The sequence below is a fragment of the Kocuria sp. NPDC057446 genome (assembly GCF_042802875.1).
Classification (GTDB): domain Bacteria; phylum Actinomycetota; class Actinomycetes; order Actinomycetales; family Micrococcaceae; genus Kocuria.
Genome location: NZ_JBHVDI010000060.1, coordinates 1 through 18,915 on the forward strand (window position 1 = coordinate 1; position 18,915 = coordinate 18,915).

Here is an 18,915-nt window from a genome sequence, read left to right on the forward strand (position 1 = left end):
GCCGCCCGGCTCCTGCTGGAGCGGCGCGGCCCGTCGTCGTCGCCGCGGCCCGTCACGGGGCGGGGACCCGCCCCGTGCTCAGGGGCCGTCGCAGCCGACGACCTCGTACAGCGCGGCGTCCCCGTTGCGCTCGACCAGGGCGAGACCGGACGCGGCCTGCGGGTCGACGGCGTTGATGCCCGAGTACTCTCCGGCCTGGCGAGCGTCGGGGATGATGAACTGCGTGCCGAAGTCCAGCACCCACTGCACCTCCAGCTCCTCGGCGGCCGCGCAGGCCGGGCTGTCCGGGGTGGCGTCGTCGATCCCCGTAGCGACCGCGTGCAGCTCCGGGTCCAGCGTCCGCAGCTCGACGCCGGGCGACTCGACGTGGTACTGGGTGACGGGCCGCTCGGCGACCGCGAAGGCCAGGGAGCCGCCGTTCCAGGGATTGACCGCGATGACGTCGCCCGGCTCGGTGAGCTCGTCGAGTTCCTGCAGCAGCTCGTACTCGTCCTGGTTGAGGATGCTCTCCGGTCCCTCCCACGCGTAGTACTGCTTGCCCCACCGCGTCGCCTGCGTGAGGGACTCGACCTGGGAGTACGGGACCGCGAGCGCGAGCACCACGACCGCCGCGACGGGCCAGGCGGCGCGGCCGGCCCGTGGGCGGCCGGCGAACGAGGCCAGGGACGCCGCGCCGGTGGCCAGGGCGCCCACCACGTGCGCCGCGCCGAGTCCGACGAGGGGCACAGCCGTCAACGGGAGGGTGGCCGCGAGGCGGTAGGAGTCGGTGTACCACCCGCCCACCAGCCACTGCCGGACCGGGCCCTCCTCGCCCGCGGCGGCGACCGCGTAGAGATACACGAGCACGAGGTGGGCGATCACCAGCCACCGCAGTCTCCGGCGGGCGACGGCGGCGTAGATCCCCGCGCCGGTGAGCAGCACGAGGACCCAGGGGACGTCCTCCCGGCCGTTGGCACCGAAGAGCAGGGCCTCTCCGACGGCCCGCGCCGTCGTGGTGGACGGCTCCCACACGAACCCCGTGGTCAGGACGTTCCACAGCAGCAGCCAGGCCGCGACCACGACCGCAGCCACCGCCACGAGCCCGAGGGCCGGTCCGCGGCGCCGGGCGCCCGCCGCCGCGCGCAGACCGAGCCACCAGGCCGTGGCAGCCAGGGGGACCGCCACCACGAGCAGGGCCAGGAACGCATTGGGCTGGGAGACGAACAGCGCGCCGAGGGTGACCACCAGGCTGGCGGCCAGCCGGACCCGGCCGGCCCCGTCCGGGGCGCGCGCCGTCCGGTCCGCGCTCACTCCGGGCCCGAGCAGGCGCACGAGCAGGCCCAGGGACACCGGGGCGAGCGCCAGGGCGAGGATGTTCGGGAAGAGCGGGCCCCAGGCCATGAGGCCGAACGGGAAGACGCTGAACCCGGCGGCGGCCGTGCCGGCGAGCACGGCCGCCACGGGGGAGGGGCCCACCAGGCACCGGACCAGGAAGATGCACGAGGCGGGCCACACCAGCCCGCCCACCGCGAGCAGGGTCAGGTTGTGGGCCACGAGCACGCTGTCGCCGGTCAGGGGAACCGCCAGGGACGCCAGCTGGTGCCACGCCGCCGGGTAGAGGGCGAGGGTGCTCTCCGGGCTCACCATCCGGTTCAGGGTCAGCGTCGAACCGCTGCCGGTCTCCACGACGTAGCGGATGGCGTTGAGGTGGAAGATGTTGTCCCAGCGCTGGGACATCGCCTCCGGCTGGCCGATCACGGAGGCCATCCGGCGCACCAGCAGCACCGCCCCGATCGCCAGCCCGGCGGCCGCGCCCACCGGGAACAACCAGCGCCGTCCGTCGCCGAAGCGCGCCTCCGGGTCCGCCGGGTCCGCGGCGGCGGCGGAGGAGCCGGGTCCGTGGCCGCCCCGGGGGACGAGCCGGCCGACCAGCCACGCCAGCGCCGCCAGCACCACGGCGGCGACGACCTGGGTCAGCGCGCCGTACGGCACGCCCACCAGGTCCAGGACCACGCCCGTGAGGCCGACGACGGCGACGCTGAAGACCGGGGCGCTCAGCAGGATCCGCCCCCCGCGCTGCCCGAAGGCCCACAGCAGGGCCAGCCCGGGCAGCCACAGGAACGCCAGCAGCACCAGGAACGCCGGCAGGTAGGGTCCCCAATCCGTCAGCACGTCGGTCCTGCGGGGCTCGGCCTGGCAGCGGGCACGGTCTTGTCCTCACGACGGGGGGAAGGGGTCGGGACGATCATACCGGCCGGTCACGACCCCGCCCCCGACCTGACGGGCGGGTCCGGCGCGCTGTGCGAGAATGTCCGGGTGAGTCGTTCGTGGATCGTCATGCCCGTGTACAACGAGGCAGCCGTCGTGGGAGAGGTGCTGGAGGAGCTCCGGAAGACCTTCCCGCACGTCGTCTGCGTCGACGACGGATCCTCCGACGACTCCGCCCGGATCTGCGCCGAGGCCGGCGCCGTCGTCGTCCAGCACCCGATCAACCTCGGCCAGGGCGCGGCGCTGCAGACCGGTTTCGAGTACGCCCTGCAGGACCCCGGGATGGACTGCGTGGTGACGTTCGACTCCGACGGCCAGCACCGCGTGGTGGACGCGTGGGACATGGTCGGGAGGATCCGCTCGGGCGAGGCCGAGGTGGTGCTCGGCTCCCGCTTCCTGGACCGGCGCACCCGGATCTCCCCGCTGAAGCGGGTGGTGCTCCGCACCGCCGCGTTCTTCTCCAAGCTGTCCACCGGCATGGACCTCTCGGACGCCCACAACGGTCTCCGCGCCATCGACCGGGACACCCTCTCCCGGATCCGGCTGACCCAGAACCGGATGGCGCACGCCTCGGAGATCGTCAACCAGCTCGCCGACATCAAGCCCCGCTGGGTCGAGCACCCGGTCGAGATCATCTACACGGACTACTCGAAGTCCAAGGGGCAGTCGCTGCTCAACGGTGTGAACATCCTCGCCGAGCTGTTCGTCAAGTAACCCGCACCGCACCGCCACCAGCCCGCACCGACGAAGGGAAGAGCCGTTCCATGATCTACGCCGTCCAGATCCTGCTGGTCCTGGCCGTGGGCTACGGCGCGCTCGCCCTGATCCGCGGCGGGGCCAACGCCAAGCACCAGGCGATCCGGCGGGTGGTGGGTTTGGCCTTCTTCGTCTTCGCGGCCCTGTCCATCTTCTTCCCCGACCTGCTCACGGGCGTCGCCCACGTCTTCGGGATCGGGCGCGGCACGGACCTCGTCCTGTACGGCTTCGTGGTGATCTTCATGATCACCCAGGCCACCTCCGCGCTGCGCAACCGGCAGCAGGAGGTCAACGTGACCCGGCTGGCCCGGCACATCGCCGTCGCGGAGGCGGAGCAGCCGTGGGCCCCGGCCCCGGCCCACGCCGAACGGGTCTCGGTGCGCGAGTTCGCCCCCACGTCCCCGGCGGAGCGTCCCTCGGCCTGACGCCCGTCCCGCGCGGCTCAGACCTCCCGGAGCACCCGGGACAGCAGGTCCGGGCGGTCCGTCATGACGCCGTCCACGCCCCACGAGAGCAGCCGGCGCATGTCGTCCTCCAGGTCGACGGTCCACACGTCGACCCGCAGACCCGCCTCCTGGGCGCGCCGCACGAGGCCGGGGGTGAGGACGCGCAGGCCCAGCAGGGAGTCCGGAGGCTGCAGTCCCTCGAACGGGAGGACGTGGCGGTCGTGCCGGCCCAGCAGGCACAGCAGCCGGAAGGCCGCGAACTCCGTGACGGCGGCCGCCGTGGGCACCGCCCCGCCGGAGACGCGGCGGAACCGCCGGATCGAGGCCGTGCGGTTCGTCGCGACGAGCGTGCGCTCCTGGGCGCCCGCCGTGCGGATGGTCCGCCAGACGACGTCCTCCGCGCCGGGGCGGTTGCCCTTGAGCTCGATCGCCACCCGGTGCTCGGGGAACTCCTCGTAGACCTCCGCGAGCGTGGGCACGTGCACGCCGCGCCCCCGCCACGGGAAGGAGCCGCCGTCGCGGGTGTACGCGTGCCCGGCGTCCAGGCGCCGCAGCTGCGCGGCAGACAGCCGCGCGACGGCGCCGGTCCCGTCCGTCGTGCGGTCCACCGTGAGGTCGTGCATCAGCACCGCCGTGCCGTCGGCGGAGGCCTGAACGTCGAGCTCGAGCACGACGTCGCCGAGGGCCGCGGCCGCCCGGAACGCCTCGAGGGTGTTCTCCGGGGCGACCTCGGCGCCGCCCCGGTGGGCGAAGGCGGCGGGCCAGTCCCGGGGCACCGGAGCCCGCGGACCCGGTACCGGCGCCGCCAGGTGCCGGCCGAGGGTCGCGTCGACCGGGCCCGTGAGCAGGTTCCCGGCGAAGGGGACGGCCGCGCGCAGCAGCGCCCGGGCCCGGGCGGCGGCATCGGGGCGGGGGCCTGACTGCTCGGTGGTCACGTGGGTCACGGCGGTCCTTGCGGTCGACGGGGGCCTCCGCAGCACGGGCGGCGCCCGGGGCGGGCCTCCGGTGCGGGGCGTGCTCGCCCGCCCACCCTACGGCTCGGGGCCCGGCCGCGCACACCCGGAGAACGAAACAGGGTCCATGCGAGTGCATCCTGTGACCGTTCATGTGTTTCCGGACGGGAACAACGTCGCACGTCAGCGACGGCTGTCCACAGGCGGGCGGTCGGGGGTTGTGGGGACGACGGCGGATCGGCCTATGTTCCTGTGCATGCGCTCCGGGGGGAGCGCAGGCCGGTGCGGGTCCCGCACCGGGCGAGGCGCAGGGGGACGGATGACGGCACTGCTCTCCGAGGACGCACTCGGACTGGTCGAGGCCGAGGTGCGGGAGCTGATCCGGCGCCGGGGCCTGGACCCGGTGCTGGAGCTGGAGCGGACCCGGGAGCTGGTCGACGCCGCGGTGCGCGACTACGACCAGCGCTCGGCGCGCGGGGTGCTGCCGGCCCTGGCGGACCTGGACGCCGCCCGTCGGGTGCTGCTGGACCTGGTCGCCGGGTTCGGCCCGCTGCAGCCCCTGCTCGACGACCCGCGGGTCGAGGAGATCTGGATCAACGGTCCGGCGGAGGTCTACGCCGCCCGCGGCGGGGAGTCGGAGCTGACGAGCCTGGTGCTGACCGAGGCGCAGATCCGCAACCTGGTGGAGCGCATGCTCAAGTCCTCGGGGCGCCGGCTCGACCTGTCCTCCCCGTTCGTGGACGCCGCGCTGCCGGACGGTTCCCGGCTGCACGTGGTGATCCCGGACGTGACGCGCCGCCACTGGGCCGTGAACATCCGCAAGTTCGTGGCCCGGGCCCGGCGGCTGGACGACCTCGTGGAGCTCGGTTCGCTGCCGCCGCGCGCGGCGCGGTTCCTCGACGCGGCCGTGTCCAGCGGGCTGAACATCCTCGTCTCCGGCGCCACGCAGGCCGGCAAGACCACTCTGCTCAACTGCCTGTGCGCCTCGATCGGTCCGCGGGAGCGGGTGGTGACGGTCGAGGAGATCTTCGAGCTGCAGGTCCCGCTGCGCGACGTCGTGGGGATGCAGTGCCGCCAGCCCAACCTCGAGGGCACGGGCGAGATCCCCCTGCGCCGGCTCGTGAAGGAGGCGCTGCGAATGCGCCCCGACCGGCTCGTGGTCGGGGAGGTCCGGGAGGCGGAGAGCCTGGACATGCTCATCGCGCTGAACAGTGGGTTGCCCGGGATGTGCAGCCTGCACGCCAACTCCGCCCGGGACGCCGTGACCAAGATCTGCACCCTGCCCCTGCTGGCGGGGGAGAACATCAGCACGGGCTTCGTCGTGCCCACGGTCGCCTCGTGCTTCGACCTCGTGGTGCACTGCCACCGGGACCGGCACGGTCGGCGCCGGGTGAGCGAGATCCTCGCGATCGGCAACCGGGTCGAGAACGGTGTGATCGAGACGTACCCGGTCTTCGCCGAGGCGGACGGCGACCTGCGAGCCGTGGCCGCCGAGGCGCCGGCGGCGTGGAAGTTCGAGCGGGCGGGGCACCGAGTGAGCGATCTGCTCGCGGACGACGGCACGGCCGGGGCGGCGCGGTGAGCGCGGCGCTGGGCGTCCTGCTGGGAGCGGGCGTCCTCCTGGTCTGGTGGTCCTGCTGGGCGGAGGAGGCCCCGCGCCCGGCCGGCGCGCGCCGGCCCGGCCGGCTGCGCGAGCTGCTGCTGCGCGCGGACCTGCCCCGGGTCGGCCCGGCGGGGCTGCTCGCCGCGTGCGCCGCCGCAGGGACGCTGAGCGGACTGCTCGTGGCCGCGGCCACCGGCGCGGGGACCCTCGGCCTGTGCGCCGCCGTCCTGGGCGCCTGGGCCCCGCTGGCGGTCGTCCAGCACCGCGCCCGCCGCAGGGCGGCCGCCCTGCGCGAGGTGTGGCCGGACGTCGTCGACCACCTGCGCTCGGCGATCCGGGCGGGGATGTCCCTGCCCGAGGCGCTGATCCAGCTCCAGTACCGCGGCCCCGAGCCGGTGCGCCCCGCCTTCGCCCGGTTCGCCGCGGACTACCGCGCCTCGGGGCAGCTGCAGGGTGCGCTCACCCTGCTCAAGGACCGGCTGGCCGACCCCGTGGCCGACAACATCGTCGAGGCCCTGCGCGTGACCCGGGAGGTCGGCGGGACCGACCTCGGCCGGCTGCTCGGAACGCTGTCGGAGTTCCTGCGGGAGAACGCCCGCACCCGCGGCGAGCTCGAGGCCCGCCAGTCCTGGACGGTCAACGCCGCTCGTCTGGCGGTGGCCGCCCCCTGGATCGTCCTGGCCCTGATGGCCACCCAGCCCGCCGCGATCCGGGCCTACGACACCCCGGCCGGCGCGATCGTGCTGATCGGCGGGCTGGTCGTCTCGGTGACCGCCTACCGCCTCATGCTGCGGATCGGTGCGCTGCCAGAGCCCGAACGGGTGCTGCGATGAGTGTCTCCCCCGCGCTGCTGGTGCTCCTCGGCCTGGTGCACGCCGCCGGGCTCTGGCTGGTGCTCACCGGCGCCCGGGTCACCGGCGGCCCCTCCTTCGCGACCCGGATCTCGCCGCAGCTGCGCTCGGTGGAGGTCGAGTCGGCACTGCTCGCCCCTCCCGGGCACCGCGCGGCGCGCGCGCCCGGACGCGCCGCGGCGGGGCGCGATCCGCTCGTGCGCGGGCTGGCCCGGCGCCTGGTCCGGAACGCCGCTCCGTCCGAGGCGCTGGAGCGACGGCTGGCCCGGGCGGGGACCAGCACCACGGTGGCGGACTTCCGCGCCGAGCAGCTGCTCTTCGCGTCGGGGGGCCTCCTGCTCGGCGTCCTGCTCGGCGTGGCCGCGGCGGCCCGCTGGGGCACGGGTCCCGGCGGGGTGCTGCTGGCCGTGGGCGCGGCGACGGCCGCCGGGCACCTGCTGCGCGGGCACCTGCTGAGCCGGCGGATCCGGATCCGCGAGGCCCGCATGCTGGCCGAGTTCCCTGCGGTGGCGGAGCTGATGGCGCTGTCGGTCGGGGCCGGGGAGAGCGCGGTGGGTTCGCTCGAGCGGGTGTGCCGGGTCGCCGAGGGCGAGCTCACCGCCGAGTTCCGGGCGGTCCTGGCCCAGACCCGGTCCGGCGCCGGACTCGTGCACGCGCTCCAGGACTTCTCCGCCCGCACCCCGGTGGCACCGATCGGCCGGTTCGTGGACGGCATCGTCGTGGCCATCGAGCGCGGCACGCCCCTCGCGGACGTGCTGCGGGCCCAGGCCCAGGACGTGCGGGACCACGACAAGCGCGAGCTGATGGAGGCGGCCGGGCGCAAGGAGATCGCCATGATGGTGCCCCTGGTGTTCTTCGTCCTGCCGCTGACGGTCGTGTTCGCCGTGTACCCCGGGCTCGCCGTGCTCGAGCTCGGCTTCTGACCGCCCATCCGGGCGGCCGGGGACCGGCCGCCCTCCAGGAAAGGACACACCCATGACCCACCTCCACCGGCTCGCCGCCCTGCTCGGCGTCGTCCCCCTCGTCCTGTCCGCCCTGCGCGGCCGGCTCGCCGCCGACGATCCCGACCGCGGCGACGTCCCCGGCTGGGTGATGCTGACCCTGATGTCCGCGGTCCTCGTGGCGGGTCTGCTGCTGGTCGCGCAGCCGGCCCTGGAGGGGTTGTTCCAGGACGCGATGGCCCGCGTGAGCCAGAACTGAGGATGGTCGGGAACCGTCGCCGGCCGAGTGCGGGGCCGCCTGAGCCGGACCGGGGCAGCGCCGTGGTCGAGTACGTCATGGTGGCCGGACTCGTGGCGATGATCTTCGCGGCCACGCTGCAGCTCGCCCTGGCCCTGCACGTGCGCAACACGCTGATCGACGCCGCCGCGGCCGGCGCCCGGTACGGGACCCTCGCCGACCGCTCGCCCGGGGACGGGGTCGAGCGGACCCGCCGGATCGTCTCCGGCGCCCTGGGACCCCGGTACGCCCAGGACGTGGTCGCCGCGCCCGTCACGGTGGGCGGGCTGCGGACCCTGGAGATCACCGTGGTGGCGCCGCTGCCCGTGGTGGCCCTGTTCGGTCCGCCCGAGTCCCTGGAGGTGCGCGGCCATGCCGTCCTCGGCGACTGAGGCGCCCGGAGCGGCCGGGGCGGCCGGAGCGCGCGCCGACCGCGACGAGGGCAGCGCGGTCGTGGAGTTCGTCGCGCTGGGTACCCTGCTGCTCGTTCCGGTGGTCTACTTCGTGCTCGCGGTGGCCCAGGTCCAGTCCGGGGCCTTCGCGGTCGTGGCCGCCGCGCAGCAGGCCTCCCAGCTGCTGGCCCGCGCCGAGGCCGGGGAGCTGTCCGAGTCCGGCCTCGACGCCGCGGCACAGCTGGCCGCCGCGGACCAGGGCTTCGCCCCCGACCGGCTGTCGATCCGGCTCGAGTGCTCGGACGGGGCCTGCGCGGCGCCCGGCGCGGTGGCCACCGTGCACGCCTCCCTGGACGTCCCGCTGCCGCTGGTGCCCGGGTCCACCGGCCTGGACGTCGCCGTGCTGACGTCCTCGGCCACGGTCGTGATCGGGCGCTACGGATGAGCGGGCGGGCCGCCCGTCCGGACGCGCGGGACCGGGACCGACGCCGGTACGGGAACGGGGGCCGGGGCGGGGACGGCGGCCGGAACCGGTGCCGCGAGAGGTGCGTGGAGCCGGGTGGCGCCCCGGAGCGGGACGGGCACGGTGACGACGGCCAGGTCACGATCCTCGTCATCGGCTTCGCGGTCGTGCTGCTCCTGCTGACGATCGTGGTCATGGCCGTCACCGCGGTCTACGTGGGGGAGCGCAAGCTCCAGGTGCTGGCGGACAACGCCGCGCTCGCCGCGGCCGACACGTTCGTGGCGCTGGACCCGGGGGAGGGCGGCGCCCCGCCGGCCACGGTCCTGGACGACGCCGCCGTGGCGGGCGCCGCGGCCGCCTACCTCGACACGGTCCGCGCCTGGACCGGCACTCCGGGCCTGGCCGTGGCCGCGCCCACGGGGAGCCCGGACGGGCGGACCGCGGAGGTGACGCTGTCCGCCGTCGTGCACCCGCCGGTGATCAACCTGCTGGTGCCCGACGGCATCCCGATCTCCGCCACGAGCGACGCCCGCGCACAACTGGGCCGCTGAACGATCTTCGGGGCGGTCCTCAGAGGTCGAGCAGCCGTTCGACCCGGCGGCGGACCATGCCGCGGACCGGCCAGCCGTAGATCCGTGCGCTGCGCGCCAGGGCCCTGGTCCGCAAGGGTGCCTTCCGCAGGTCCTTCGCCTTCCAGGTGGGATCAGCGAAGGCGCGGGCCACGTGCTGGGCACGAGCCGCGCCGGGTGAGGTGTCCGCCGCGAGCGTGACGGCCTGCCGCCACAGCAGCCGTGCGGCGCTCTGCCGCTCGGGCCGGCTCATGTGGCGCAGCAGGGACGCTCCGGTCGTGCCGTCGGCCTCGGCCACGGCGGCGCGCAGCAGGTCCTCGCTGCTGTCCTCGGCGGCGAGGATCGCCCGGGCCAGCTCCTCCTCGAGCGGCCGGGCCTCGTCTGGGTCCACCGACTCCAGCAGGTAGTCGCAGAGGGCGCTCGCCCCGTCGAGGCGACCCCACAGCCAATCGGCGCAGCGTCCCTCGTCGCTGGCGAAGGCACCGAAGTGGGCCCACCGCTGCCCGTACAGCTTGCGCTCCAGCCAGTCGTCCTTCCCGGTGACCTCGCCGACGGACAGGATGGGGCGGGCCGCCGGGGTGATCTGCCGGTAGCGGAACGTGGGTTCGTCCGCCTCGGAGTTGGTGCTCCACGCGAGGACGGCGCTGGCCACCTCGACGGCCAGCGTGAAGTCGATGAGGGAGGCCGCGTCGACGTCCTTGAGCATGGGCAGGCGGGCGATGGCCTGCGCGGCGGCATGGACGGCCCCTCTGATGTCGGCGTCCATGGCGGGGGTGTAGAAGTCGTTCAACCGGTGCGCCCGTGCCGTGGCGGTCGTCTGGACGTCCGATCGCAGGTGCGCCTCCAGCTGTTCCTCGAGCCGGGCGATGCGCCGCTGTGCCCGGTCGACCTCGCCGAAGGCGTGCTGCATCGCGCCCCCGAGGTCGCCCCTGTCCCGGGAGTAGGCCACCAGCGCCCGTCCCCACCAGCGCAGCAGGCGTTCCGCGGTCGCCAGTCCCCAACGCCACTGGTCCTCCGTGTGAGCGAGCCGGGTCGGGACCGGATGCAGGTCGTCCGGGTGGAGCTCGGTGGGCTCGGGCAGGGCGAAGCGAACGCCGGAGTCGAAGGAGCCGAGCCAGTGTTCCACGGCCTCGGCCCGGGAGAAGCGGTACGTCCTGAACCATTGGTCCGCGGCCAGCACGGCCTGTGACGTCTCGATGTAGGCGGCGGGGTCGGGAGAGCGCAGGAGCCGGACGACGGCGTCGTGCGGAGCCGAGACCGTGTAGCCCATGCGCCGGAACGCGTCGCGCAGGCCCTCGTAGTCCAGACGCTGGTCGGGTTCACGTATCGCGCTCGCGACCCGGCCCAGGATCTGGGCGGCGGAGGGGCGGTCCTCCAGCGCCTTGGCGGGGCCGGAGACCCCCGGCGAGGGTGTGACGTACAGCAGCACCCGGTCGAACGGCGCCCCGACCGGCCGCTGCCGGAGGACGTCCATGAGCGGGCCGAACGGGGCGTTGTCGAGGACCCCGCCGTCGATGAGGAATGGCGTCCTCTCCGCCCCGGACGGCGAGATCAGGCAGCGGTGCAGCTCCTCCGTCTCGCCCACGGGCTCGAACGCCACCGGGAACGAGGCCGAGGCGCGGGACGCCAGGGCCAGGCACTCCCGCCGGGTGGCGAAGTCGTCTTTGACACGGCGTTCGTCGTCCGTGCGGCGTTCGAACCGGAAGACGCGACGACTGTCCACCATGGCCCCGTGTGCCTCGCCCTCGAGGTGGATCGGCACCGCCGGGGCGTCGAGTGCCGTCGCCGTCACGAGGAGCGTGCAGTCCTGGGGCTCCGTCAGGGCACCGTCTCCGGCCAGTCGGTCGATCAGGTTCTCGAGCTGGTCGTGGAAGAACGTCCCGTCGAGCATGGAGTTCATGGGCTGGGTGCCCCTGCCCGGGCGCTTCGGCGGCTCGCGCAGGAGCTGCCCCGGCCGCAGGGCCGCGAGATCGGACCAGGTGGTCCTCATGTCCGGGAGATCCTTGCCTCCGGCGATGGCCGCGGCGATCAAGGTGCCGTTGACTCCTCCCGCGCTGGTGCCAGCAACGGTGTCGACAACGGCAGTGCGGTCTGCGGCGGCTAGGACGTCCCGCCAGGCCTTCTGCACGGCCGCCTCGGCCGGACGTTCGGGTGGAGATGCGGCGGCAGACGCCAGCCGCAGCCGGTTGAGTTCGTGCGTCACCCCGCCCATCCAGACGGCCAGGCTCACCCCGCCGTTGAGGACCAGGGCGAAGCGGGTCTCCCGCTGTGCGTTCATCGTCGTGTCTCTCTGCTCGTGCGACCGCGGACGGCGGACGCCGGGATGCGTGCTGTCCGGTCAGCTTCCGCTCAGCACCCTGGCCAAGACATCAGGCCGGTCCGTCATGATGCCGTCGACGCCCCAGTCCAACAGCCGGCGCATGTCAGACTCGGCGTTGATCGTCCACACGTCGATCCTGAGCCCCGCCTCGTGGGCGCGTCGGACGAGGGAGGGGTGACCACCCGGATGCCTTTGTAGACCTCCGGCGGCTGGAGCGCCTGGAACGGCGGGTCGTAGGCGCGGTGGAGGTGCAGGAAGCTGAGCAGCCAGAACAGGGCGAACTCGTTCACTGAGGCCGCCGTCGGAACCACCCCGCCGGAGGCCCGTCGGAAGCGCCGGAGCGGGAGCGTGCGGTTCGTGGCCACGAGCGTGCGCGCCTGGGCGCCGGCGGCGTCGACGGTCCGCCACAGGGCCTCCGCCGAGCCGGGCCGTTCGTCCTTGAGCTCAATGACGACGGGCCGGTCGGGGTGCTGCTGGTAGACCGCCTCGAGCGTGGGGACGCGCACGCCGCGCCCTCGCCAGGGGTGTTCGGCCACGTTGTCCGAGGGGAATCGGTATCCGGCGTCCAGTCGCTGCAGGTCGGCGCGGCCCTTGTGGGCCACTGTCCCGGTGCCGTCGGTCGTCCGCTCCACTGTGGCGTCGTGGATCACGACGATCTCGCCGTCGGCGCACATCCGCGCGTCCAGTTCCAGGGTGACGTCCCCGAGGGCCACTGCTTCCCGGAAGCCCTCGAGGGTGTTCTCCGGCACCAGCGCGGCACCGCCCCGGTGGGCGATGTCGACCGGCCAGCCCGTCGGCGTTCGCGTCTTGAGCTGCCCGGACCCTTTCGCCCTGCGCAGCGTCAGCACCGTTCCGGCCACGCCCGCGAGCAGGCCCACGGCGAAGGGGACAGCGCCCAGCCGGAACTCCCAGAGATTGTCGGCGACGACGGCGCCGGGCCCGTCCTGCCTGATGAGAGCGTTGCTCATGGAGATTCCTCCCGCTCGGGACAGCACTCGTGCTCCGGGCGCTGCAGCGCCGCGGGCACCTGCATACGAGCAGAATGCGGGCGCCGCGTTACTGCGGCGTTACAGGGCGTCCGTGTGACGCAGGACAAGCCGGGCGCTCGGGGCGCCGACGGCCGTGCCTCAGTAGCCGTCCGGGAGGACCGCGGAGCGGTCGAAGTCCTCCGTGACGCTCACCTCGCCGTCCTCGCCGATCAGGGTGATGCCCTGTTCCGAGCCGCGGCGGCCGCCGCCGGTGATGTCGGCGCCCATGTCGGCCACGACGTTCACGAGGGTCACCCCGGGGCCCACCCGGACGCCGTCCAGCAGCACCGAGCCGCGCACGGTGGCGCCCTTCTCGACGACGACGCCGGGCCCGAGCACCGAGTGCTCCACCGCACCGCGCACGATCGCGCCCGCGGCGACCATCGAGGCGCGCAGGTGCGCGCTGTCGGCGATCCGGGCGGGCACCCGCTGCGGCTGGGCCGAGAGGATCGGCCAGTCGGGGTCGTCCAGGGTCACGCCGCCGCCGTCGAGCATCTGCAGGTGCGCGGTCCAGTAGGACTGCAGGGTGCCCAGGTCCATCCAGTAGCCGTCCAGGCGGTGCTCCACCACCGTGCGGTGGGCCACGAACCACGGGACCAGGTCGTGGCCGTAGTCCTCGAGCCCGCCCTCCTGCTCGTGCAGGAGGTCCAGGGCCGCCAGCAGCTTCTGCGCGTCGTAGAGGAACATCTCGCCCGCGACCAGCCGCCCCCGGGGCTCGTCCGGCTTGTAGTCGAAGCCGGTGACACGGCCGTCGTCGTCGACCTGCACCACCCCGTAGCGGGACGGGTCATCGTCGACGAGCGTGGTGACCACGGTCAGGTCGGCCTCCCGGGCGAGGTGGGTGTCGATCACGTCGAGGAAGTTCAGGGTGTAGAGGTGGTCGGCGCTGAGCACGAGGACCAGGTCCGGGGCGAAGTCGCGGATCAGGTCCTTCTGCCGGTAGAGGGAGTCCGCGTTGCCCTCGGCGAAGCCCTCGCCCTCGGTGCCCTGGTACGGGGGCAGGACCTGCAGGCCGCCGTGGGTGCGGTCGAGGTCCCAGGGGCGTCCGTTGGCCAGGTGGACGTTGAGGCCGTGCGGGAGGAACTGCTCCACGACCCACACGTCAGAGAGGTGGGAGTGCACGAGGTTGGACAGGGCCACGTCGATGAGCCGGTAGGTGCCCGCCACGGGCAGGGCGGGCTTGACCTTCTTCTCGGTCAGGGCGCCGAGGCGGGAGCCCTTCCCGCCGGCGAGGACCAGGGCCAGGGTCCGAGGGATGCGCATCGTGCTTCCTTCCTCTCGGCACCATCCTGCCAGAGCGGGGGCGGGCGGGACCGGGGTGATTTGCCCCCATGGGATAATCTTGGCTTCCATGGCCTCCCTTGACTTCCCGGCAGAGATCTCCGCCCTCCGTTCCACGTTCGCGTCCATCGAGGCCGTGAGCGACGTCGACGCCATCAAGCGGGACATCGCCGAGCTCTCGCAGCAGGCGACGGCCCCGGACCTCTGGGACGACCCCTCCGCGGCGCAGAAGATCACCTCCAAGCTCTCCCACAAGCAGTCCGACCTCGAGCGTCTCGAGAAGCTGGGCGGTCGCATCGACGACATCGAGGTCATGGTGCAGCTGGCCGCCGAGGAGGACGACGCCGAGACCCTCGAGCTCGCCGTGGAGGAGCTCGCCGCGGTCAAGAAGGCCCTCTCCCGGCTGGAGGTGCAGACGCTGCTCTCGGGCGAGTACGACGAGCGCGAGGCCGTGGTGACCATCCGCTCGGGCGCCGGTGGCGTGGACGCCGCCGACTTCGCCGAGATGCTCATGCGCATGTACCTGCGCTGGGCCGAGCGCCACGGCTACCCGACCACCGTGCTGGACACCTCCTACGCGGAGGAGGCCGGGCTGAAGTCCGCGACCTTCGAGGTCAAGGCGCCCTACGCCTTCGGCACCCTGTCCGTCGAGGCCGGCACCCACCGGCTCGTGCGCATCTCCCCGTTCGACAACCAGGGGCGGCGCCAGACCTCGTTCGCGGCGGTGGAGGTCATCCCGCTCATCGAGCAGGACGACTCGGTCGAGATCCCCGAGGCCGAGATCAAGGTGGACGTCTTCCGCTCCTCGGGCCCCGGCGGGCAGTCCGTGAACACCACGGACTCCGCGGTGCGGATGACCCACATCCCCACCGGCATCGTCGTGTCCATGCAGAACGAGAAGTCCCAGATCCAGAACCGCGCGGCCGCGCTGCGCGTGCTCCAGTCGCGGCTCCTGCTCCAGCGCCAGGAGGAGGAGAGCGCCAAGAAGAAGGAACTGGCCGGGGACGTCAAGGCGTCCTGGGGCGACCAGATGCGCTCCTACGTCCTGAACCCGTACCAGATGGTCAAGGACCTGCGGACCAACCACGAGGAGGGCAACCCCTCCGCGATCTTCGACGGCGCGATCGACGGCTTCGTCGACGCCGGGATCCGCTGGCGCGCCGACCAGCGACACGCACCGGCCGACGCCTGAGCCCCTCGCCGCCGCACCGCCCGCCGGCCCGAGCGGCGCGGCGGAGCGTCCGCCGGACCGCCCGTCACGCCCGGTTCAGCGGCGCAGGAAGCGCGCCACCGTCCGCCCCGGCAGGGTGCGGGCCTCCGGCTCGGCGACGCGGGCGTCGGGCACGACGGCCGCCGGGTACAGCTCCTCCGCCTCCCGCAGCTTGGTGCGGTGCAGCCGCGCGGCCGTGGCCGGGAAGTCCGGCGACCGGCCCGGTGGGGCCGCTGCCGTGCTGCCGGTCGGGGTGATCGACCAGCCCGTCCCGGCCTCGAGCAGCGACTGGTGCTTGACGCGGTAGTAGTCCGGGCTGACCTCGAGCGCTGCGCCCTCCGCGCCGCACGCAGCTGCGAGCAGGTGGAAGTGGAACCGCGAGGTGAGCCACGTCTGGCCGGGGCGGGCCGGGAAGCCCTCCTGCCAGAGCTGGGTGAAGGGGACGAAGTTCTCCTCCGGGACGAGGTCGGCGAGCCGGTCGAAGGCCGCACGGTCCGCGCCGGGGATCGCCTCGAGGTAGCGCACGGTCCGACCGGCCAGCGCCGGGCCGGTCAGCGCGGCTCGCACGGCGGCGACGGCGTCCTCGAGGACCCCGGGCTCGGACATGTCGCTCTGCAGGCACACCCACACGTCGCCGTCAGCCGCGCCCTGGACCGGCGCGCCGGTGTGGCCCGCCAGGCCGGGCAGACCGAGGAAGGCGTCGTCGGGGGCGCGCTCGGCCCGGGCGAGCTGGGCGCTGGGCGCGTCGCGGACCGTGGCGTGGTCGAAGACGCCGAGCGCGGCGCGCAGGCCCTCGGTGTCGGCGGAGGGCGCCAGACCCAGGCCGGTGGCCACGAGCCGCGCGCCGGAGACCTCGCGCAACCGCAGCGCCGCGCGCAGCAGACGCGCGTGGTGCGGCCAGATCGAGTTCAGGTACCCGCCCCCGAGGAAGTGCACCGAGCCGGCCCGGCGGGCGCCGAGCAGTCCGAGGTCGTAGCGCGGAGAGCCCAGCTGGGTCACCACCCGGTCCACGTGGGCGTCCGCCGCGGCCGGATCCATCCCCGCCGTCTCGACGGCGAGCCGCCACAGGGTGTCGGTGGTCCGCAGCCCCGGGTGCAGCCCGTCGAACAGGTGGGACGCCAGCCCGGGGTTCGGGCAGTCGAGCCACACCTCGGCGCCGGGCCGGGCCCGGGCGAGGAAGCGCAACCACGAGGCGGCGATGAACTCGTCGCCGTAGTTCGGGTGACCGCTCGTGCCGACGAGGTACAGGACGTCCGCGGCGGGTGGGCGCTCGGTGGGAACTGGCTCCAGCATCCGCCCAGCTTAGCGGGTGCGGGCGCGCTCACCTGGGGAGACGGTCCGGCACCGGGCTGCTCCGGACCGGCCGCCGGTCGTCGGCGCCGCGCGGGCGCCGTGGCGTAGGATGGAGGATCTGCCGTGTGCCCCGGTGCGCGGCGGAGCCCCGTCCGCACCGACTCCCGGGAGGAGGCCCATGGCCAAGAAGGACACCGGTCGCCAGGTCGTCGCCAACAACAAGAAGGCCCGGCACGACTACCACATCCTCGACACCTACGAGGCCGGCCTCGCCCTCATGGGCACCGAGGTGAAGTCCCTGCGGATGGGCCGCGCCTCGCTCGTGGACGGGTTCTGCCAGTTCACCGACGGCGAGCTGTGGCTCGAGGGCGTCCACATCCCGGAGTACCTGCAGGGCTCGTGGACCAACCACTCCGCCCGCCGCCGCCGGAAGCTGCTCCTGCACCGCAGCGAGATGGACAAGATCCAGCAGAAGACCCGCGAGTCCGGCTTCACGATCGTGCCGCTGTCCCTGTACTTCGTGGACGGGAAGCGGGCCAAGGTGGAGATCGCCGTGGCCAAGGGCAAGCGGGAGTACGACAAGCGCCAGACGCTGCGCGAGCAGCAGGACAACCGCGAGGCGCAGCGGGCCATGCGCTACAAGAACCTCGGCTGAGCAAGCCGTCGGGATGCTTGCGGGCGGCAGTACCACGCGGTAGACTGGCACATCCCGTCACGGCGGGGTGCTTGAGAACAGAATACGGGGATGATCGGTTTCGACGATGTGAGTTGAGACAGGGGAAGCGGGTCGAGGACGCAGAGTTATCTCGTAAACGCTCTCTGTAAAACAATAGTTGCCGAATCTAAGAGCAACGCCACCAACGCTGACTTCGCGCTCGCCGCGTAACCAGCTACAAAGGTGACTGTCAGTCCGAGTTCGCCTTCGCCTCGGGATCTGGCATCAACTAGAAGGCCACTGCTCCAGACGGGTGTCGCGGACGTCTGGGGAACATCAACTCGTGACTGAGTCCGTCGGCCACGTGTCTGCACGAGGGCCGGGACTGAGAAAACGCCCAGCAGACTGCACCCGGAGAAGCCCTGACAATGCTGCATCGGACGGGGGTTCAATTCCCCCCATCTCCACGAGATCCCCGACCGGGGAGCGCCGCGAGGCGCTCCCCGGTTTTTTCGTGCCCGGATGCCTGCGGGCCCGGTGTCCGAGCGCCTCCGGCGGACGGGTACCGCCCCCGGCCCGCCCCCGGCCGCGCCCGACGGGGAAGAGGCACGCCCGGGCGGGCCGTGTGACAAGCTGGTGCCGTACCGCAGACGACCGAAAGGGCATCGCCATGAGCCACCACGACAACACGCCAGACCAGAGCGGCACCGGTGCCGGCGGGTCGTCGAGCTTCGGCCGCCGGGACGTTCCCGAGTACGGCCAGCGCGTCGAGGGAGCGCCCTCGGGCCCCTCCTACGAGCCGCAGGGCTCCGAACAGGGCGGCGCCGGCGACCCGTACTCCACCCCGCAGTACGGCCAGGCGCAACAGGGCTACCAGAGCCAGTACGGCCAGGGTCAGTACGGCCAGAATCAGTACGACCAGAATCAGTACGGCCAGGGCCAGTACGGCTCCGGGCAGTACCAGCAGGGTCAGTACGGCCAGGGCGGCGACGACCGGGGCTACCGGGGGCAGGACTCCTCCGGGCAGGGCCAGTACGGGCAGGGTCAGTACGGCCAGGGTCAGTACGGCCAGGACGAGTACGGCCAGGGCCAGTACGGCCAGAGCCAGTACGGCGGCCAGGGCTACGCGGGGCAGGACTCCTACGGCCAGGGCCAGTACGGCGGCCAGGGCTACCAGGGGCAGCCTGGCCACCAGGGGCAGTACGACATGAACCAGTACGGCACGGGCTCGCGTCCCGCGGGCACGGGTCTGGGCATCGCCTCCCTGGTGCTGGGCATCGTGGCGCTGCTGACGTGCTGGTTCGTGCTCGGCATCGTCCCGGGCATTGTCGGTCTGGTGCTGGGCATCGTGGCCCTGCGCAAGCTCGGCCGGACGCCGGGCGCGTCCAAGGCCCTGCCGATCATCGGCATCGTGCTCAGCGTCCTGGCGATCCTGGCGAGCATCCTCTTCCTCGTGCTCTTCGGGGCGCTGATCGGGGAGTTCGGGCCCGCCATGGAGGCCTGCTCGCAGTACTCCACGGACCAGGCGGCGCTCCAGGAGTGCATCGAGCGGGAGATGGGGCTGACCACCGGCCAGGGCCTGTGACCGCCGCTCGGCACTGACGACGACGGGGGCCCGCACCGGCAGGTG

The 18,915-nt window shown here is 73.4% G+C and carries 18 protein-coding genes, 1 other RNA gene and 1 pseudogene; 13 read left to right on the forward strand and 7 right to left on the reverse strand.

The annotated features are described in order from the left end of the window. Positions 1-78 precede the first annotated feature (78 nt). Positions 79-2,151, reverse strand: a complete 2,073-nt coding sequence (locus ACFU0Y_RS09235) for a DUF6541 family protein (RefSeq protein ID WP_380214182.1) — start codon at positions 2,149-2,151, stop codon at positions 79-81. A gap of 144 nt (positions 2,152-2,295) precedes the next feature. Between ACFU0Y_RS09235 and ACFU0Y_RS09240 the strand changes: the two genes are divergently transcribed. Continuing rightward, entirely contained in the window at positions 2,296-2,961 is a 666-nt protein-coding gene (locus ACFU0Y_RS09240; RefSeq protein WP_380214183.1) for a glycosyltransferase family 2 protein, read from the forward strand. A gap of 50 nt (positions 2,962-3,011) precedes the next feature. Further along, positions 3,012-3,428 carry a DUF2304 domain-containing protein gene (locus ACFU0Y_RS09245; protein WP_380214184.1) on the forward strand — a complete coding sequence of 139 codons (417 nt, stop codon included), beginning with the start codon at positions 3,012-3,014 and terminating at the stop codon, positions 3,426-3,428. Positions 3,429-3,445: 17 nt separating this feature from the next. Here the strand turns inward: ACFU0Y_RS09245 and ACFU0Y_RS09250 are convergent, their stop codons facing one another. Then, positions 3,446-4,393: a glycerophosphodiester phosphodiesterase gene (locus ACFU0Y_RS09250; RefSeq protein ID WP_380214186.1), complete on the reverse strand. Its 948-nt coding sequence runs from the start codon at positions 4,391-4,393 to the stop codon at positions 3,446-3,448. A gap of 328 nt (positions 4,394-4,721) precedes the next feature. Between ACFU0Y_RS09250 and ACFU0Y_RS09255 the strand changes: the two genes are divergently transcribed. The 7 genes from ACFU0Y_RS09255 (at position 4,722) to ACFU0Y_RS09285 (ending at position 9,480) form a co-directional block, all read left to right on the forward strand. Beyond that, entirely contained in the window at positions 4,722-5,984 is a 1,263-nt protein-coding gene (locus tag ACFU0Y_RS09255; protein WP_380214187.1) for a CpaF family protein, read from the forward strand. Then, positions 5,981-6,838, forward strand: coding sequence for a type II secretion system F family protein (locus tag ACFU0Y_RS09260; RefSeq protein WP_380214188.1), 858 nt, complete (start codon positions 5,981-5,983; stop codon positions 6,836-6,838). The genes ACFU0Y_RS09255 and ACFU0Y_RS09260 overlap by 4 nt, the downstream gene beginning before the upstream one ends. After that, positions 6,835-7,779: a type II secretion system F family protein gene (locus tag ACFU0Y_RS09265; protein ID WP_380214190.1), complete on the forward strand. Its 945-nt coding sequence runs from the start codon at positions 6,835-6,837 to the stop codon at positions 7,777-7,779. Before ACFU0Y_RS09260 ends, ACFU0Y_RS09265 begins: the two co-directional genes overlap by 4 nt. A 52-nt stretch (positions 7,780-7,831) precedes the next feature. Next, positions 7,832-8,056, forward strand: coding sequence for a hypothetical protein (locus tag ACFU0Y_RS09270; protein WP_380214191.1), 225 nt, complete (start codon positions 7,832-7,834; stop codon positions 8,054-8,056). Positions 8,057-8,058: 2 nt separating this feature from the next. Continuing rightward, positions 8,059-8,466, forward strand: a complete 408-nt coding sequence (locus tag ACFU0Y_RS09275; RefSeq protein WP_380214192.1) for a TadE/TadG family type IV pilus assembly protein — start codon at positions 8,059-8,061, stop codon at positions 8,464-8,466. Beyond that, positions 8,447-8,911: a hypothetical protein gene (locus ACFU0Y_RS09280; protein WP_380214193.1), complete on the forward strand. Its 465-nt coding sequence runs from the start codon at positions 8,447-8,449 to the stop codon at positions 8,909-8,911. Before ACFU0Y_RS09275 ends, ACFU0Y_RS09280 begins: the two co-directional genes overlap by 20 nt. A 104-nt stretch (positions 8,912-9,015) precedes the next feature. After that, the gene (locus ACFU0Y_RS09285) at positions 9,016-9,480 is read left to right on the forward strand and encodes a pilus assembly protein TadG-related protein (protein WP_380214194.1); all 465 of its coding nucleotides are present in this window, start codon (positions 9,016-9,018) and stop codon (positions 9,478-9,480) included. A 19-nt stretch (positions 9,481-9,499) separates the two neighbouring features. On the opposite strand, the gene ACFU0Y_RS09290 is transcribed toward ACFU0Y_RS09285, so the two are convergent. From ACFU0Y_RS09290 to ACFU0Y_RS09305, 4 genes and pseudogenes are all read right to left on the reverse strand, one after another. Further along, the gene (locus tag ACFU0Y_RS09290) at positions 9,500-11,776 is read right to left on the reverse strand and encodes a DUF3376 domain-containing protein (RefSeq protein ID WP_380214195.1); all 2,277 of its coding nucleotides are present in this window, start codon (positions 11,774-11,776) and stop codon (positions 9,500-9,502) included. Between the two features lie 60 nt (positions 11,777-11,836). After that, positions 11,837-12,226, reverse strand: a complete 390-nt coding sequence (locus ACFU0Y_RS09295; RefSeq protein WP_380214201.1) for a glycerophosphodiester phosphodiesterase — start codon at positions 12,224-12,226, stop codon at positions 11,837-11,839. Further along, positions 12,160-12,786, reverse strand: a pseudogene (locus ACFU0Y_RS09300) (glycerophosphodiester phosphodiesterase family protein); the annotation flags it as partial. The gene ACFU0Y_RS09295 and the pseudogene ACFU0Y_RS09300, both read right to left, overlap by 67 nt. A gap of 159 nt (positions 12,787-12,945) precedes the next feature. Beyond that, entirely contained in the window at positions 12,946-14,109 is a 1,164-nt protein-coding gene (locus ACFU0Y_RS09305; protein WP_380214196.1) for a glucose-1-phosphate adenylyltransferase family protein, read from the reverse strand. Positions 14,110-14,197: 88 nt separating this feature from the next. Here ACFU0Y_RS09305 and prfB point away from each other — a divergent pair, with 88 nt between their 5' ends. Beyond that, positions 14,198-15,319 (forward strand): peptide chain release factor 2, encoded by a 1,122-nt coding sequence (gene prfB, locus ACFU0Y_RS09310; RefSeq protein WP_380214197.1) that lies wholly within the window; start codon positions 14,198-14,200, stop codon positions 15,317-15,319. 75 nt (positions 15,320-15,394) lie between these two features. Here the strand turns inward: prfB and ACFU0Y_RS09315 are convergent, their stop codons facing one another. Next, on the reverse strand, positions 15,395-16,630 hold the full coding sequence (locus tag ACFU0Y_RS09315) for a polysaccharide pyruvyl transferase family protein (RefSeq protein ID WP_380214198.1): 1,236 nt from the start codon (positions 16,628-16,630) through the stop codon (positions 15,395-15,397). 178 nt (positions 16,631-16,808) lie between these two features. Between ACFU0Y_RS09315 and smpB the strand changes: the two genes are divergently transcribed. The 3 genes from smpB to ACFU0Y_RS09330 all read left to right on the forward strand — a co-directional run bounded on the left by smpB (position 16,809) and on the right by ACFU0Y_RS09330 (position 18,870). Beyond that, positions 16,809-17,285, forward strand: coding sequence for an SsrA-binding protein SmpB (gene smpB / locus ACFU0Y_RS09320; protein WP_380214199.1), 477 nt, complete (start codon positions 16,809-16,811; stop codon positions 17,283-17,285). An 86-nt stretch (positions 17,286-17,371) separates the two neighbouring features. After that, positions 17,372-17,755, forward strand: a transfer-messenger RNA (tmRNA) gene (gene ssrA, locus ACFU0Y_RS09325). Between the two features lie 200 nt (positions 17,756-17,955). After that, positions 17,956-18,870, forward strand: a complete 915-nt coding sequence (locus ACFU0Y_RS09330) for a DUF4190 domain-containing protein (RefSeq protein WP_380214200.1) — start codon at positions 17,956-17,958, stop codon at positions 18,868-18,870. Positions 18,871-18,915: the final 45 nt, after the last annotated feature.